The organism is Falsiroseomonas sp. (genome assembly GCF_030695085.1).
GTDB lineage: Bacteria > Pseudomonadota > Alphaproteobacteria > Acetobacterales > Acetobacteraceae > Falsiroseomonas.
The window spans coordinates 1-14,814 of record NZ_JAUYTS010000118.1; the positions used below are offsets into that span (position 1 = coordinate 1).

Sequence of the window (14,814 nt, forward strand, 5' to 3'; positions counted from 1 at the left end):
CGCTGGCGATGCCACCGGCGGAAGCCGCCGGCCTGCTGGTGCTGCCCTCGCTCGTCACCAACATCCTGCAATCCTGCGGTCCCGCATGGCGCGTGCTGCTGCGGCGGCTGTGGCCAATGCTGCTGATGCTGGTGCCGGGCACGCTGGCGGGAATCGGGCTGCTGACCGGCGGTGGCGCGCTGGCACTCGGCCTGCTCGGGCTGGCGCTGGCGGCCTATGGCGGCTGGGGGCTGCTGACGCCGCCCTTCCTGCTGCCGGCCCGGGCGGAACGCCTCAGCGCCGTGCCGGTCGGGCTGCTGGGCGGGCTGGTGACGGGGGCGACCGGCGTCTTCGTCATGCCGGTGGTGCCCTGGCTCGGCGCGCTGGGCCTGGCGCGGGATGTGCTGGTGCAGGCGCTCGGCATCGCCTTCCTGGTCGCCACCCTGGCGCTCGCCCTGGCGCTGGCGATGCAGGGCAGCTTCACGCCGCTGGCCGCCGGCCAGTCCCTGCTCGCGCTGCCGCCGGCGCTGGCCGGGCTGGCGCTGGGCAATTGGCTGCGCGGGCGCATCCCGCCGGCCCTGTTCCGGCGCATCTTCTTCGCCAGCCTGGTGGCGCTTGGCGGGTATCTCGCCTGGCGCGGGCTTGCCTGAGGCGCCCGCCGGCGCCACAGATCGTGCCATGCCCGAGCCCGATTGCCGCCTCTACCTCATCACCCCCCCTGCCCTGCCGGATCTGCCCGGCTTTGCCGAGGACCTCGCCCGCGCGCTGGATGCCGGCGATGTCGCGGCGCTGCAGCTGCGCCTGAAGGACGTGCCGGATGCGGCCGTGCTGCGCGCGGCGGCGGCGCTGATCCCGGTGGCGCAGGCGCGCGGCGTGGCGGTGCTGATGAATGACCGGATGGATCTGGCGAAGCAGGCCGGCTGCGACGGCGTGCATCTCGGCCAGGGCGATGGCGACCCGGTGGCCGCCCGCAAGCTGCTGGGGCCGGAGGCGATGATCGGCGTGACCTGCCACGCCTCCCGCCACCTGGCGATGGAGGCCGGGGAGGCCGGTGCGGATTACGTGGCTTTCGGCGCCTTCTTCCCGACCGGGACAAAGGAAACCATGCACCAGGCCGATCCCGAATTGCTGGAATGGTGGTCCGAGATGTTCGAGGTGCCCTGCGTCGCCATCGGTGGCATCACCGCCGCGAATTGCCCACCGCTGGTTCGCGCCGGGGCTGATTTCCTGGCCGTGGTCGGCGCCGTCTGGAACCATCCGGAAGGCCCGGCGGCCGGGGTGCGGGCGATGAATATGGCCATCGCCTCGGCCTGAACGCCGCAGCGTGCCGATCCACCTGGTGCGGGACACCACAGCATGAAGCTGGCATTCGAGACCTGCGACGTCTTCACCACCACCCGCCATGGCGGCAATCCGCTGGCGGTGGTGCAGGGCGCCGCGGCGCTGGATGCGGCGCTGATGCAGGCCATCGCGCGGGAATTCAACCTGAGCGAAACCGTCTTCATCCTGGCCGAGGATGCCGCGACCGCCAGCGCCCGCATCCGCATCTTTACCACGGCCCGTGAACTGCCCTTCGCAGGCCACCCCAATGTCGGCACCGCGGTGATGCTGGCGCCGTCTGGAGCTGGCCGGCGACCGGCTGGTCCTGCACCAGCCAGCCGGGCCGGTCGAAGCCCGGCTGACCCGCGATGCCGGCGGCCTGGTCACGGCGGCCGAGATCACTGCGCCGCAGCCCTTCACCCTGCTCGGCACGCTGCCCGCCGCCGGCATCGCGGCCTGCGCCGGGCTGTCGGCGCTGCCGGGCGAGCCGGTGCTGGCCTCCTGCGGCACCCCCTTCGCGATCGCCGAGGTGGGTGATGCCGCGACTCTGGCCGAAGCCGCGCCGGATGCGGCGGCCTTCCGGCGCCACCTGCCGGCCGAGCAGGCTGTGGGCCTGCTGCTCTACACCCGCATGGGCCCGGATCTGCTGCGGGTCCGCATGTTCGCTCCGCTATCGGGCGTGCCGGAGGACCCGGCCACCGGCAGCGCCAATGTCGCGCTTGCTGGGCTGCTGGCGCATCGGCTCGGAGGGGAAAGCCTCACCCTGCGGGTGGAACAGGGCATCGAGATGGGCCGGCCGAGCCTTCTGGAATTGGCAGCCGAGGCCACGCCCGATCGGGGCATTCGGGTCCGCGTCGGTGGGGCTGTGGTTCCGGTGAGCCAGGGTCACCTCACCCTGTAAATCATTCCGCAACGGTATTGCGCGAGCCTTGATTGGCGTACCATTGCCCCCGCGGCGGGATGCAGTCCGCACAAAATCAATGGGAACGCCAGACGGCGCCGCATCCGCGCCTTGACCAGGAGACTCCCGATGCTGCCCCGCCCCCTCGCCGCGCTGCTGGCGCTGTCCGTCCTGCCGACGCTGGCCCTCGCGCAGGATTTCAACCGCCCGCCCTCCTTCGGGACGGTCAATCTCAGCGCCAATTTCGCACCCGACCCCACCACGGTGAACGTGACCGCCGGCGGCACCCTGCCGGCCGAGCGCCTGGGCGGCGCGCAATGTCTCGGCTCCATCGCCAACGCGCCCGATGTGCGGCTGAACTACCGCGCCGGCCAGGGCCTGCCGCTGTATCTCTCGGCCGTCTCGCGCGCCGATGTCACGCTGGTGGTGAACCTGCCGGATGGCAGCTGGGCCTGCAATGATGACTTCCAGGGCACCAACCCGGGGCTGATCTTCCGCCGCCCGCAATCCGGCCAGTACGACATCTGGATCGGCCATTACGACCGCGGGTCCCGCGTGCCCGCGCAGCTGCGCATTTCGGAAGTGCCGCCGAACTGATCATGGTCAGTACCCCCCGGCGGCGCGCGGGTGGCGCAATACGCGGCACGCCGCCGTGGGGCCGGAGCGGATAGTGCTGCCACCCGGCATCAGGTGGCGCTGAGGATCACCATGCCGATGGTCGTCACAAGGCGTGCGGCATCGGCCCAGTGACGCGGGCCGGAGAACCGGCCGGCAGAACGCCAGACGCCAACGGTTGCCAGGACATTGTAGGGCACCGAAAGGACGTAGCCGACGACCACCGCCGCAAGCGGCTGACCTTGCATGATCAGGACGAGGAAGAGCACGCTGCTTGAAAGGTTGACGACCAGGCCGCCGATCACCGCCCACTTCCAGAAGGCAACCTCAAGCGGCAGATCGCCCAGCCAAAGGGCGCGGAGCTGTCTCATGGTGGTAAGGGGGCCAAGGGGAGAGATACCTCGCAGGTTCGGTTTGCCGGGCAGCGGCCCGGCGCAGGTTTGCGGCCAAGCCTCGGCCAGCCTGCCTCAGACATGGGTCCGTGTCGCCTTGTCGGCTGGCGGTTGCCGGCGCGGGGCCGCGGACGCGCCCTCGCCTGCCCTTCTCTTTCGGGCAGGAGCTTCCCGTCTGGGCCCTGGGGCCGCCTGCCCTGGCCGCCAGCCCGCCGCCCTGAAGCATTTGAGTCGGACTTCGCCGCATTCCACCCCACATGCCGGGCTTCCACTTGCGGAGGCCCGGCGCCCATGGACGAACTAAGCTTCCACACCCGGCTGCATCGCCCCGGCAGCATCCTGGATGTGGGCGCGCATGACGGGCTGCTGACCCTGCCGCTGTCCCGCCTGCCCGGCGCCCGCGTGCTGGCCTTCGAGCCGCTGCCGAGCGCCTTCGCCCGGCTGGAATCGGCCATCCGCGCCGATTACGGCGCCATCCCGCCGCATATCGAATTGCACCCCGTGGCGCTCGGTGCCGAGCCTGGCCATCTGGTTTTGTCCGTGCCGGTGCTGGATGGGGTGCCGCAGGAACAATGGGCCTCCACCGCCAAGACCTATGCCGGCTTCGGCTCCGTCACCGTGCTGCGGCAGGAGGTGGCGGTAACCACCATCGACGCGCTGGAATTGCCCGACCTTCAGCATGTGAAATTGGACGCCGAGGGCTTCGAGGAGGAGGTGCTGTCCGGCGCCCGCGCCACGCTGGCCCGCTGCCGCCCCGTCCTCAGCCTGGAGGTGGAGGAACGCCACCGCCCCGGCAGCACGCAGGACGTGCCGGCGATGCTGGCCGGCCTCGGCTACGAGACCCGGTTCATCCTGGATGGCGCCTGGCACCCGCATGCGGAATTCGATGCCGCGACCATGCAGGTAGCCTCCCCCGACCCGTCCATCTTCGCGGCCAGCGACCCCTACATCTTCACCTTCTTCGCCTGGCCCACGGAACGCTCCGCCGCCATCCAGGCGGCGCTGTCAGCCGGCTGAAGCCGTCTCCGAGGCTGCGGGCGCCGCGAGCAGCTTCGGCGGCGCCGCCAGGGCCGGCGGCGGGCTGCGCGGGATGGCGGGCAGCCACAGCACATCCTCGATCTCGGTGGCGCCGCTGGCCAGCATCGCCAGCCGGTCGAAGCCCAGCGCGATGCCGGAGGCGGGCGGCATGCCGGCCTCCAGCGCCGCCAGGAAATCCTCATCCACATCCCAGCCGGCCTCGCCGGTCTCGGCGCGGCGCTGCGCCACGTCACGTTCGAAGCGGGTGCGCTGTTCCACCGGGTCGGTCAGTTCCTCGAAGGCATTGGCCAGTTCGAGGCCCGCCGCGAACAGCTCGAACCGCAGCGCGACGCGGGCATCCCGCGGGTCGCGCTTGGCCAGCGCCGCCTGCGGGGCGGGCCAGTGGGTGAGGAAGGTGGGGCGGCCGCGGCCGATGGCGGGCTCGATGTAGCGCATCACCAGGCGGAAGAACCCATCCTCCCAGCTATCGCTTTCCGGCACATGCAGCCGCGCCTTGGCGGCATGGGCGCGCAGCCTGGGGGCATCGCCCTCCCCGGTCGCGGCATCGATGGTGCCGAGGATGTCCAGGCCGCGGCAGTGGCGGCTGAAGGCTTCCGCCATGGTCAGGCGTTCGAAGGGCAGCGCGAAATCGGCGGTAACCTCACCCTGGCCGACCAGGCCGGGGCAGAGGGAGCGCAGCAGCAGCTCCGTCTCCTCCATCATCCCGGCCAGCGTCATGCCCGGCGCGTACCATTCGAGCATGGTGAATTCGGGCGCGTGGTGCGGGCTGGCCTCCCCATTCCGCCAGACCCGGGCGAGCTCGAACACCTTGCCCGCACCGCCCACCAGCAGGCGCTTCAGCGCCAGTTCGGGCGAGGTTCGCAGCCACAGGGTGCGGTCCTGGCCGATGCCGAGATGCGGGCGGTACTGCGTCTCAAAGCCGCGCAGATGCACCTCCATCCCCGGGGCGGGGACCAGGCAGGGGGTCTCGACCTCCATATAGCCGCGCGCGGTGAAGAAATGGCGCGTCGCCGCGGTGAGCGCCGCGCGCCGGCGCAGGAAGGGCAGCCGCGCGGCCAGTCTTTCGCGGGTCCAGGCGCTTCGCGGGGCGGCGGTGGCGATCGGAGCCTCGGGCATGGGCGCGGTCCCCCTTGTTGACGCTGTGGGGTTGGGGTTTAGCAGGCCCAACCATGCCCCATCCCGCCGCCGCCCGAAACCTTTCCCGCACTTTGCGTGATGCCAGCGCCCTGTCAGAGGCCGGGCTGCTGCCGCCCGAGGCCGATCTGGCGGGGCTGCAGGCCGTGCAGGCGCGCTATGCCATTGCGGTGACGCCGGCCATGGCCGCGCTGATCGACCCCACGGACCCGCGCGACCCGATCGCGGCGCAATACATTCCCGATCCGGCGGAACTGGTGACGGCACCGCACGAGATCGAGGACCCGACCGCGGATGCGCCCTTCACCCCGGTGCCCGGCGTGGTGCATCGCTACCCCGACCGCGCCCTGCTGAAACCGCTGCTCGCCTGCCCCGTCTATTGCCGCTTCTGCTTCCGGCGGGAGGTGGTGGGGCCGGATGGCGGGCTGCTGAGCACGGAGCAACTGGAAACCGCGATCGCCTGGTTCGAACGCACGCCGGCGGTGCGGGAGGTGATCTTGACGGGTGGCGACCCGCTGATGCTGAGCCCCCGCCGCCTGGCCTGGCTGCTGGAACGGCTTTCCCGAGTCCCGCATATCGAAATCCTGCGGGTTCATTCGCGGGTTCCGGTGGCCGATCCGGGGCGGGTGACGGCTGCGCTGGTGGCGGCGCTGACCTTGGAGAAGCCGCTGTATCTGTGCGTGCACGCCAACCATGCGCGCGAATTCACGCCGGACGCCATGGCAGCACTGCGGCGCCTGACCGGGGCGGGGGTGGTGCTGCTGGGGCAGTCCGTGCTGCTGCGGGGGGTCAATGATTCCGCGGGTGGGCTGGAGGATTTGTTCCGGGCGATGCTGCGCGGGCGGGTGAAGCCCTATTACCTGCACCAGTTGGACCCGGCGCCGGGGACGGCGCGCTTTGCGGTGCCGCCGGAGGAAGGGCGGGCGCTTCTGGCCGCGCTGCGCTTTCGCGTGACCGGGCTGGCCTGGCCAACCTATGTGCAGGAACGGCCGAATGGCGGGGGGAAGGCGGTGGTGGGGCCGGTGTGGGAGGACGCCGTTTCCTGATTGCGAATATGGGCGGCTTTCCCATATGGTCATCTGAGATGACCAGTCAGGCCCGTCCCATGCCCAAGCTCATCAGCGCCACCGAATTCAAGGCCACCTGCCTCGACATCCTCGACCGCATCAGCGCCGGGGAATGGGACCGGGTGGAGGTTACCAAGCGCGGCCGCGTTGTCGCCGTGCTTGTGCCGCCGACGCCGCCCTCCGCCGCCATCGCCGGGCTGCACGGCTTCATGCGTGACAGCGTGATCATCCCCGCGGGCCTCGACCTCACCGCCCCCATCGCCGACGAAGCCTTCGCCGCCGCCGAGGGCACGCTGCACGGATGAGCCGGGGTGGCGTGCTGCTGGACACCTGCGCGGTGATCTGGCTGGCGACCGGTGCGCCCATGGCCGCCCCGGCGCTGGCCGCCATCCAGCAGGCAGGCAACGGCGCCGGCATCTTCGTCTCCCCGGTCTCCGCCTGGGAAATCGGGCTGCTGGCCCGGCCGCGCCCGACGCGCCCGGCCGCCATGACCTTCCTGCCGGACCCGAAGACCTGGTTCGCCCGGCTGATGGCCGCCCCCGGCCTGCGCGAAGCCTCCCTCAGCCCCGGCGCGGCGATCGATGCCTCCTGGCTCCCCGGCGACCTGCATGGCGACCCAGGAGACCGCCTGCTCATCGCCACCGCCCGCGACCGCAACCTGCCGCTGATCACGCGGGATGCGCTGATCCTGGCCTATGGCCGCGCCGGCCATCTGGGCACCATCGCCTGCTGAAGGTTGCCCCGCCCCGCCCGGCGTTGTATCCGCGCCCCCACATTTCCACCGCTCATTCAGGACTACGCAAGCCATGGCGAAGATGCAGGCCAACCAGATGCGTGCCGGCATGGTCATCGAGTTCGAGGGCCAGCGCTACACCATCATCCGCCAGAACATCATGATCCCGGGCAAGGGCAACGCGATCATCCAGGTGGACATGCGGAACATCAAGACGGGGTCCAAGAAGGACCAGCGCTGGCGCACGGCGGACACCGTCGAGCGGCTGATGACCGAGGACAAGGAGTTCACCTTCTCCTACGCCGAGGGCGAGATGATCGTCCTGATGGACCCCGAGACCTACGAGCAGACGCAGGTTCCGAAGGAAATCCTCGGCGACCGCCTGCCCTTCCTGGTCGAGAACATGACCGTCGGCGTCCGCCTGATCGAGGGTGAGCCCGTCGCCATGACGCTGCCGGAGCAGGTGACGCTGGAGGTGGTGGAGGCCGATCCGGTGGTGAAGGGCCAGACCGCCACCAGCAGCTACAAGCCCGCCATGCTGTCCAACGGCGTGAAGACCATGGTGCCGCCCTTCATCACCGTGGGTGAGCGCATCGTCGTGAAGACCGAAGACGGCAGCTACTACGAGCGCGCCAAAAGCTGACGCCTAGGCGTCAGCTTTTAGCTGTATTTGTTGCCCTCAGGCGCCGGGCGAGCGCTCCGCGCGCTTGGCTCGCCACATAGGTGGCGGCGGCCATTCGGCCGCTCGGCCGGCATTGCCGGCCGCCCAGGTTGTGCCGCTTGCCTGTGCCGCCGCTCTTTCATTCCGGAATCCCACCCATGGCCGTCTCCCCTCGCCTGTCCCCCGCCATGTCGGTCCTCCAGACCGCGATGCAGAAGGCCGCCCGCCGGCTGCTGCGGGATTTCGCGGATGTCGAAGCCCTCCAGGTCACCTCCAAGGGTGCCGGTGATTTCGTCAGCCAGGCGGACCTCCGCGCCGAACAGACGCTGCGCGAGGAACTGTCCCGCGGCCGCCCCGGCTGGGGCTTCCTGATGGAGGAATCCGGTACCTCCGGCGCCGAGGATTGGGAGTGGCGCTGGGTCGTGGACCCGCTGGACGGGACCACCAACTTCCTGCACGGCATCCCGCATTGGGCGATCTCCGTCGGCGTGGAGAAGCGCACGGGGGAGAACACCTCCGAACTCATGGCCGGCTGCATCTACAACCCTGCGGGGAACGAGATGTTCTGGGCCGAGAAGGGCATGGGCGCCTATCTCAACGACAAGCGCCTGCGCGTCTCCGCCCGCCGCGACATGGGCTCCGCCCTCTTCGCCACCGGCATCCCCTTCGCCAAGGTGCAGCGCAAGGCGGAATTCAGCGCCACGCTGGGGCGGCTGATGCCGCAGGTGGCCGGCGTGCGGCGCTTCGGCGCGGCGGCGCTCGACCTCGCCTGGGTCGCGGCCGGCCGGTATGACGGGTTCTGGGAACTCGGCCTGAACAAGTGGGACATTGCGGCCGGGCTGGTCATCGTGAAAGAGGCCGGCGGTTTCGTCTCCGACCCCGCCGGCGGCGAGACCCATTACGAAACCGGCGACGTGGTCTGCGGCAACCAGGCGCTGCACCCGAAGCTGCGGGAGGTGGTGGCCGATGGCATCGCCGCCGCCCAGGCGCATCGCGCCTCCGTCACGGGCTGATCGCGCGAGAAGATATTGAAACCAGCCGCGAATCGGCCATGCCGATGATTTGCACCGCCGGGCGATTGCTTTAGCGTCCGGCGCAGAATGATGCGCCGCGCCCTCATCCCCGTGTTCCTTGTGCTGCTGACCGGCCCGGTCGCGGCGGGGCAGGCGCTGTCCGAGCGGGCCGAGGGTGGCTGGCGGCTGGGCTTCCCAGCCGGCCAGTCCACGCTCGATGCCGCCGCCCGCGACGCCCTCGCCGGCATCGCCCCGGCCCTTGCCGCCCTGCCCCAGGGCCGCATCACGGTGGAGGCGCAGGCCAGCGGCCCCTCCGATGATGCCTCCCTCGCCCGCCGCCTGTCCCTGGCCCGCGCCGGGGCGGTGCGGGATGCGCTGGTGGCGGCGGGGTTGCCGGCGACGCGTATCGATATCCGCGCGCTGGGCCGGCGCGACCCGCCCGCAGATATCGCGGAAATCCTTCCCCCCGGCGCGCCGCGGGCCGAATCCGGCCCCGCCCCGCGCAGCACGAGGTAGCGGCATGACCAGCCCGACCGTCTTCCTCTGGCGCATGCTCGCCTTCCTCGCCGCGGTGACGGTGCTGGTGGGGCTGCTGGCGGGCGAACTGGCCACCGCCTTCGCCGCGAACCCCATGCTGAACGGCATCATCGCGCTGGTGCTGCTGCTCGGCATCGCCTGGAACATCCGCCAGGTCCTGCTGCTGACGCATGAGGTCGAGTGGTTGCAGGCGTTCCGCAACCCGACCCCGGGCGCCCCCACCCGCCGCCCGCCACGCCTGCTGGCCGCCATGGCGAGCATGCTGGCCGGCCGGCGGTCCGAGCGCCTGTCGCTGTCCGCCATGGCGATGCGGAGTGTGCTCGACGGCATCTCCTCCCGCCTCGATGAAAGCCGCGAACTTTCCCGGTATGCCACCGGGCTGCTGATCTTCCTCGGCCTGCTGGGTACCTTCTGGGGCCTGCTGATGACGATCGGCGCGGTGTCGGACGTGATCGGCGGCATGTCCGTTGGCTCGGGCGACATCAACGCGCTGTTCAACCAGTTGAAGACCGGGCTGGCGCAGCCGCTGCGCGGCATGTCGATCGCCTTCTCCTCCTCCATGCTGGGTCTTGCCGGCGCGCTGGTGCTGGGTTTCCTCGATCTCACCGCCGGGCAGGCACAGAACCGCTTCTATTCGGAGCTGGAGGACTGGCTGGCCGGGGCCACCCGCCTGTCCTCCGGCTCGCTGGGGAATGAGGGCGAGGGCTCGATGCCCGCCTATGTCCAGGCGCTGCTGGAGCAATCCGCCGAGAACATGGAGGAACTGCAACGCGCCATCGGCCGGGGCGAGGATGGCCGCGCGCAGTCCAACCAGGCGCTGATGACGCTGACGGAGCGGCTGTCCATCCTGGCCGACCAGATGCGCGCCAGCCAGGTGCTGATGACCCGCATGGCCGAAAGCCAGGCGCAGCTTGCACCCACCCTGCAGCGCATGGCGGATGCCAATGCCCAGGGTGCGCTGGACGATGCCTCCCGCGGGCATATCCGCAACCAGGAACTCTACCTCGCCCGCATCCTGGAGGAGATGACCCAGGGGCGGATGCAGGCGACCACGGAAATCCGCAATGAGATCAAGATCCTCGCCCGCACCATCGCGGCGCTGGCCGAAGAGCCGCCGCGTTGAGGATGAGGTAGCGCCATGGCACTCGGCGGCCGGCGGCGGCGGGGTGGCGGTGGGCTGGATGCCTGGCCGGGCTATGTGGATGCGCTGTCCACGCTGCTCATGGTCATCATCTTCGTGCTGCTGGTCTTCGTGCTCGGCCAGGGCTTCCTCTCCGTCGCGCTGTCCTCCCGCGACCGGGCGCTGGACCGGCTGAACCGGCAGGTCGGCGAATTGTCCGAATTGCTGTCGCTGGAACGCGGCCAGGCGGAGGAACTGCGGGCCTCGCTCGGCCGCATGACGGATGACCTCCGCGCCGCCATCACCGCCCGCGATTCGGCGCTGGAGGGTCTGTCCGCGCTGCGCGAGGAACGCGACCGGCTGGCCGGCGAACGCGATGCGGCGCGCGGCGAACGCGCCCGGCTTTCGGCCCGCCTCGCCGACCTCGAGGTTTCGGCCCGCGACGGCACCGCCCGCATCGCGGAGCTGGAAGGCCGGCTGGCGGAGGCCCAGGCGCGCGTCGAGGCCGCCGGCGGCGACACCGCCCGCACCGTCCGCACCCTGACCGACGCGCAACGCCTGCTGGCCGCCGAACGTGCGGCGCTGGAGGCGGTGCGGCGCGACCTGACGGCTTCCCGCACCGAGGTGCAGAGCCTCGGCCGCGACCTCGCGGCGGAACGCGAGACGCTGGCGGCAACCGAACGCAGCCTGGCGGAGACCCGGGCGGCGCGGGATGCGACGGCGCAGGAACTGGCGACGCGGCGGCAGGAAGCGGAAGCGCTGGCGCGCGACCTCGCCGCCACGCGGGGCACGCTGGACCAGGCCCGCGCCCAGGCCCAGGCGCTGTCGCGCGACCTGGCCGGCGAACGGGCGGCCCGCGGCGCCACGGAACGCGAATTGGCCGAGGTGCGCGCCCTGTCCGCCGAACAGCTCGAGGCTCGCCGCCGGGAGGCGGAGGCGCTGGCCCGGGACCTGGCCGCCGCCCGCCAGACCCTGCAGGCCGCCCAGGCCCAGGCAGCCGCGCTCACCCGCGACCTCGCCGCCGAACGCACCGCGCGCAGCACCACGGCGGAGGAACTGGCGGCCCGGCAGCGGGAGGCAGCGGCGCTGGCCGCCGAACTGGCACAGGCCCGCGAGAGCCTTGAGGCCGCCCGGCGCGACGTGGCGGCGCTGCGCGCGGAAGCGGCGCGGCTCGACCAGACCGTCACGGCGGATCGCGCCACGATCCAGGCGCGGCTGTCGGACATCGCCCGCCTCAGCAGCCAGATCAGCGGGCTGGAGGCGCTGCGCGACCAGCTGGAACGCGAGGCCGCACGGGCAATGGCCCGCGCCGAGGATGAATCCCGCCAGCGCAGCAGCGCCGAGGCCGCGCGGCAGGAGGCGCTGGAACTGCTCGGCCAGGCCACCGCGCGGGCCACCCAGGCCGAGCAGGGTCGCGCCGCCGCCGCGCAACTCGCCGCCGAGGCCGGGCGCCGCGCGGCGGAGGAGGAACGGCGCCGTGCCGCGGCGGAAGCCCAGGCGGGCGAGTTCGGCCGCCTGTCCGAAAGCGCCCGCGTCCAGGTCGCCATGCTGACCCGGCAGTTGGAGGCGCTGCGTGCCGAACTGTCCCGCGTCGCCACCGCGCTGGATGCGGCGGAGGATGCGGCGCGGGACAAGGACGCGCAGATCGTGGCGCTCGGCCAGCGGCTGAATGTGGCGCTGGCGGCGCGGGTCGAGGAATTGCAGCGCTACCGGTCCGATTTCTTCGGCCGGCTGCGCCAGGTGCTGGGCGACCGGCCCGAAGTCCGCATCGTCGGCGATCGCTTCGTCTTCCAGTCGGAGGTGCTGTTCCCGGTCGGCTCGGCCGATCTCTCGGCGCCCGGGCAGCAGCAGATCCGCGATATCGGACAGGTGCTGCTGGATCTGGCACGGCAATTCCCGAGCGACCTGGGCTGGATCCTGCGCGTCGATGGCCATGCCGATCGCAGCCCGATCCGTGCCGGCGGCCGCTTCGCCAGCAATTGGGAATTGTCCGCCGCGCGCGCCATTGCCGTGGCCCGCCTGCTGATCGATGCCGGCCTGCCCTCCAACAAGGTCGCAGCCGTGGCGTTCGGGGATACCCAGCCGCTGGATGACAGCGACAGCACGGAGGCCCTGGCGCGCAACCGGCGGATCGAGCTACGGCTGGAGCCGGCCCCAACGGGCACCGCCCCCGCCCGCCCGGCCGGCGAATTGCGCCGCATCCTGGCCGAAGTGACGGAGGCACAGGCCTGCGCCCGCCTCAGCGTGGTCGAGGCCGGCGGCACGCCGCGCATCACCGGCCTCGCCCGGCGTGGCACGGAGGCCAGCCTGCGCACGGCCTTGCAAGCGCGTGGCGCCCCGCCCGCGACGATGGACCTCCGCGGCTTCAGCGGCCCCTATTGCGAGGTGATCGAGGCGCTGCGCCAGGTGCCGCCGGCCAATGGGCCGGAGGCGCTGCGACTGGATCTGGTCGGGCGCGGGCCGCTGGCGCAGGGCACGCTGCTGCGGCTCGATCTCGGCGCGCCGAATTGGGGCGGCCAGGTGCTGGTGTACTACCTCTCGAACAGCGGCAACGCCTATCGCCTGCAGCAGCTTGCCGCGCAGTCCCCGGGTGCCCGGCTGCGGCTGGGTGAGCCGCGGCAGGGCTTTCCGGGCTGGGAGGTGGCCGAGCCATTCGGCACGGATGTGGTGGTCGCCATCGCCAGCGACGGGCCGCTGTTCGCGACGCCCCGGCCGGAATGGGAATCGCTGGCCGATTTCGCCGCCGCGCTCGGCAGCGCGGTGGAGGCGGCGCGGCGCGAGGGGCGGCGGGTCGCGGTGCAGATGCTGGCGGTGGAGACGGTGGCGCGATGAGCCTGGTCGGCAAGGTTCTGGGCCTCGCCCGCTTTCCGGTGAAATCCATGGCCGGGGAGGCGCTGCCGGAGATCGATCTGCGCTGGACCGGGCTGCTGGGGGACCGGCAATACGCCTTCGTCCAGCAGGGCCATCACGGCCGCTTTCCCTGGCTGACCGGGCGCGACCTTTCCGAAATCGTGCGCTACCGGCCGCGCTTCCTGAACCCGGAGGATACCCGCGCCTCCGCGGTGGAGGTGACGGCGCCGGATGGTGCGGCCTTCGACCTGCGCGATGCGGCGCTGGCGGCCAGGCTGTCGGATGCGTCGGGCAAGCCCTCGGCGCTGATCCAGATGGGGCGAGGCGTGTTCGATTCCATGCCGGTTTCCGTCATCACCACGGCCAGCCTCGCGCGGCTCGATGCGCTGCATGGCACGGCGCTCGATGCGCGGCGCTTCCGCATCAACATCCTGATCGACAGCGACGCGCCGGATACCGAATGGGCCGGACACAGCCTGGAATTCGGCGGGGGCGCGCGGCTGCTGGTGAACGCCCCCGCGCCGCGCTGCGCCATGGTCACCATCTGCCCCGAGACCGCCTCGCGCGATGCCGGCGTGCTGCGCACCGTGGCACAGCACCTCGACGGCAATTTCGGCATGTATGCCGCGGCGGCGCGGTTGGGCATGATCCGGCTCGGCGATCCGGTCCGGCTGGGCGCCTGAATTCCTCAGCTTCGGATACAAGCACCATGACCACGCTGCATGTCGTCGACCACGCGCTGCTCGCCCATCGGCTGGCGGAATTGCGCGACGCCGCCACCCCCTCCGCCCGCTTTCGCAAGCTGCTGGCCGAGATCGGCGCGATCCTGACGCTGGAGGTGACGCGCGACCTGCCCCGCCGGACGGCCCGCATCACCACGCCACTGACCGGGATGGATCACCAGGTGCTGGCCACGCCGGAGCCGGTGCTGGTGGCGGTGCTGCGCGCCGGCCTCGGGCTGATGGAGGGCGGCATGCAGGTGCTGCCGGAGGCGCCGGTTGGCCATGTCGGCCTGGTGCGCGACGAGCACACGCTGAAGCCGAGCCAGTACATGCTGCGGATGCCGCCCGAGGTCCGCTCGCGCGGCGCCATCCTGTTCGACCCGATGCTGGCAACGGGCGGCAGCGCGGTGGCCGCAGTGCAGCGGGTGAAGGAAGCCGGCGCGCCCAGTATCCGCTTCGTCTGCGTCGTGGCGGCGCCGGAGGGGGTTGCCAGGCTATCCGCCGCGCATCCGGATGTGCCGATCTATACGGCCTCGCTCGATGAGAAGCTGGACCATCGCGGCTTCATCGTGCCGGGGCTGGGCGATGCCGGGGACCGCTGCTTCGGCACAGAGGGATAGGGCGGCTAGATGTTTAGTCCTGGCGTTTGGTGGAGCGGGTTGGCGTTGAACCGCTGTGGCTCTGCGGTCCACTGCTTGCAGATGAACTCGTAGGGCGTGAGTCCGCGCAGGG

Annotated in this window: 16 protein-coding genes and 2 pseudogenes; 15 read left to right on the forward strand and 3 right to left on the reverse strand. The window is 71.4% G+C overall.

Annotated features, from left to right (window positions below; genetic code table 11):
- The 4 genes and pseudogenes from Q8S40_RS13235 to Q8S40_RS13250 form a co-directional block, all read left to right on the forward strand.
- On the forward strand, nucleotides 1–629 hold a 629-nt coding region (locus tag Q8S40_RS13235), incomplete at its 5' end, for a TSUP family transporter (protein WP_305670769.1).
- Between the two features lie 28 nt (nucleotides 630–657).
- Complete coding sequence (thiE, locus tag Q8S40_RS13240; RefSeq protein WP_304815368.1) at nucleotides 658–1,293, forward strand: thiamine phosphate synthase; 636 nt, start codon at nucleotides 658–660, stop codon at nucleotides 1,291–1,293.
- An 88-nt stretch (nucleotides 1,294–1,381) separates the two neighbouring features.
- Nucleotides 1,382–2,200 (forward strand): annotated as a pseudogene (locus Q8S40_RS13245) (PhzF family phenazine biosynthesis protein); the annotation flags it as partial.
- Between the two features lie 129 nt (nucleotides 2,201–2,329).
- A complete protein-coding gene (locus Q8S40_RS13250; RefSeq protein ID WP_304815364.1) occupies nucleotides 2,330–2,797 on the forward strand; it encodes a peptidase S1 in 468 nt (155 codons plus the stop codon).
- Between the two features lie 89 nt (nucleotides 2,798–2,886).
- On the opposite strand, the gene Q8S40_RS13255 is transcribed toward Q8S40_RS13250, so the two are convergent.
- Nucleotides 2,887–3,186 (reverse strand): hypothetical protein, encoded by a 300-nt coding sequence (locus Q8S40_RS13255; protein WP_305670770.1) that lies wholly within the window; start codon nucleotides 3,184–3,186, stop codon nucleotides 2,887–2,889.
- Nucleotides 3,187–3,498: 312 nt separating this feature from the next.
- On the opposite strand from Q8S40_RS13255, the gene Q8S40_RS13260 reads away from it, so the two are divergent.
- Nucleotides 3,499–4,224 (forward strand): FkbM family methyltransferase, encoded by a 726-nt coding sequence (locus tag Q8S40_RS13260; RefSeq protein ID WP_305670771.1) that lies wholly within the window; start codon nucleotides 3,499–3,501, stop codon nucleotides 4,222–4,224.
- Here Q8S40_RS13260 and epmA read toward each other — a convergent pair.
- A complete protein-coding gene (gene epmA / locus Q8S40_RS13265; RefSeq protein ID WP_305670772.1) occupies nucleotides 4,213–5,361 on the reverse strand; it encodes an EF-P lysine aminoacylase EpmA in 1,149 nt (382 codons plus the stop codon). The genes Q8S40_RS13260 and epmA overlap by 12 nt on opposite strands.
- Nucleotides 5,362–5,414: 53 nt before the next feature.
- On the opposite strand from epmA, the gene Q8S40_RS13270 reads away from it, so the two are divergent.
- The 10 genes from Q8S40_RS13270 to upp all read left to right on the forward strand — a co-directional run bounded on the left by Q8S40_RS13270 (nucleotide 5,415) and on the right by upp (nucleotide 14,702).
- Entirely contained in the window at nucleotides 5,415–6,425 is a 1,011-nt protein-coding gene (locus tag Q8S40_RS13270; RefSeq protein ID WP_305670773.1) for a lysine-2,3-aminomutase-like protein, read from the forward strand.
- Nucleotides 6,426–6,484: 59 nt separating this feature from the next.
- Entirely contained in the window at nucleotides 6,485–6,751 is a 267-nt protein-coding gene (locus Q8S40_RS13275; RefSeq protein ID WP_304815359.1) for a type II toxin-antitoxin system Phd/YefM family antitoxin, read from the forward strand.
- Between the two features lie 11 nt (nucleotides 6,752–6,762).
- Nucleotides 6,763–7,179 carry a type II toxin-antitoxin system VapC family toxin gene (locus Q8S40_RS13280; protein WP_305670774.1) on the forward strand — a complete coding sequence of 139 codons (417 nt, stop codon included), beginning with the start codon at nucleotides 6,763–6,765 and terminating at the stop codon, nucleotides 7,177–7,179.
- A 73-nt stretch (nucleotides 7,180–7,252) separates the two neighbouring features.
- Entirely contained in the window at nucleotides 7,253–7,822 is a 570-nt protein-coding gene (gene efp, locus Q8S40_RS13285) for an elongation factor P (RefSeq protein ID WP_305670775.1), read from the forward strand.
- 206 nt (nucleotides 7,823–8,028) lie between these two features.
- Entirely contained in the window at nucleotides 8,029–8,853 is an 825-nt protein-coding gene (locus tag Q8S40_RS13290; RefSeq protein WP_305670776.1) for an inositol monophosphatase family protein, read from the forward strand.
- Nucleotides 8,854–8,943: 90 nt separating this feature from the next.
- Entirely contained in the window at nucleotides 8,944–9,369 is a 426-nt protein-coding gene (locus Q8S40_RS13295) for an OmpA family protein (RefSeq protein WP_305670777.1), read from the forward strand.
- Between the two features lie 4 nt (nucleotides 9,370–9,373).
- A complete protein-coding gene (locus tag Q8S40_RS13300; protein ID WP_304815354.1) occupies nucleotides 9,374–10,513 on the forward strand; it encodes a flagellar motor protein MotA in 1,140 nt (379 codons plus the stop codon).
- A 15-nt stretch (nucleotides 10,514–10,528) separates the two neighbouring features.
- Entirely contained in the window at nucleotides 10,529–13,342 is a 2,814-nt protein-coding gene (locus Q8S40_RS13305; RefSeq protein ID WP_305670778.1) for a peptidoglycan -binding protein, read from the forward strand.
- Complete coding sequence (locus Q8S40_RS13310; protein ID WP_305670779.1) at nucleotides 13,339–14,043, forward strand: MOSC domain-containing protein; 705 nt, start codon at nucleotides 13,339–13,341, stop codon at nucleotides 14,041–14,043. Before Q8S40_RS13305 ends, Q8S40_RS13310 begins: the two co-directional genes overlap by 4 nt.
- 26 nt (nucleotides 14,044–14,069) lie before the next feature.
- The gene (upp, locus tag Q8S40_RS13315; protein WP_305670780.1) at nucleotides 14,070–14,702 is read left to right on the forward strand and encodes a uracil phosphoribosyltransferase; all 633 of its coding nucleotides are present in this window, start codon (nucleotides 14,070–14,072) and stop codon (nucleotides 14,700–14,702) included.
- Between the two features lie 5 nt (nucleotides 14,703–14,707).
- On the opposite strand, the pseudogene Q8S40_RS13320 reads toward upp, so the two are convergent.
- Nucleotides 14,708–14,814: pseudogene (locus Q8S40_RS13320) on the reverse strand (IS481 family transposase); the annotation flags it as partial.

What these genes read in the sequence shown, in the direction of transcription:
- thiE (WP_304815368.1), top strand. Translation starts at nt 658, where the DNA reads ATGCCCGAGCCCGATTGCCGCCTCTACCTCATCACCCCCCCTGCCCTG.
- Q8S40_RS13250 (WP_304815364.1), top strand. Translation starts at nt 2,330, where the DNA reads ATGCTGCCCCGCCCCCTCGCCGCGCTGCTGGCGCTGTCCGTCCTGCCG.
- Q8S40_RS13255 (WP_305670770.1), bottom strand. Translation starts at nt 3,186, where the DNA reads ATGAGACAGCTCCGCGCCCTTTGGCTGGGCGATCTGCCGCTTGAGGTT.
- Q8S40_RS13260 (WP_305670771.1), top strand. Translation starts at nt 3,499, where the DNA reads ATGGACGAACTAAGCTTCCACACCCGGCTGCATCGCCCCGGCAGCATC.
- epmA (WP_305670772.1), bottom strand. Translation starts at nt 5,361, where the DNA reads ATGCCCGAGGCTCCGATCGCCACCGCCGCCCCGCGAAGCGCCTGGACC.
- Q8S40_RS13270 (WP_305670773.1), top strand. Translation starts at nt 5,415, where the DNA reads ATGCCCCATCCCGCCGCCGCCCGAAACCTTTCCCGCACTTTGCGTGAT.
- Q8S40_RS13275 (WP_304815359.1), top strand. Translation starts at nt 6,485, where the DNA reads ATGCCCAAGCTCATCAGCGCCACCGAATTCAAGGCCACCTGCCTCGAC.
- efp (WP_305670775.1), top strand. Translation starts at nt 7,253, where the DNA reads ATGGCGAAGATGCAGGCCAACCAGATGCGTGCCGGCATGGTCATCGAG.
- Q8S40_RS13290 (WP_305670776.1), top strand. Translation starts at nt 8,029, where the DNA reads ATGTCGGTCCTCCAGACCGCGATGCAGAAGGCCGCCCGCCGGCTGCTG.
- Q8S40_RS13295 (WP_305670777.1), top strand. Translation starts at nt 8,944, where the DNA reads ATGCGCCGCGCCCTCATCCCCGTGTTCCTTGTGCTGCTGACCGGCCCG.
- Q8S40_RS13300 (WP_304815354.1), top strand. Translation starts at nt 9,374, where the DNA reads ATGACCAGCCCGACCGTCTTCCTCTGGCGCATGCTCGCCTTCCTCGCC.
- Q8S40_RS13305 (WP_305670778.1), top strand. Translation starts at nt 10,529, where the DNA reads ATGGCACTCGGCGGCCGGCGGCGGCGGGGTGGCGGTGGGCTGGATGCC.
- Q8S40_RS13310 (WP_305670779.1), top strand. Translation starts at nt 13,339, where the DNA reads ATGAGCCTGGTCGGCAAGGTTCTGGGCCTCGCCCGCTTTCCGGTGAAA.
- upp (WP_305670780.1), top strand. Translation starts at nt 14,070, where the DNA reads ATGACCACGCTGCATGTCGTCGACCACGCGCTGCTCGCCCATCGGCTG.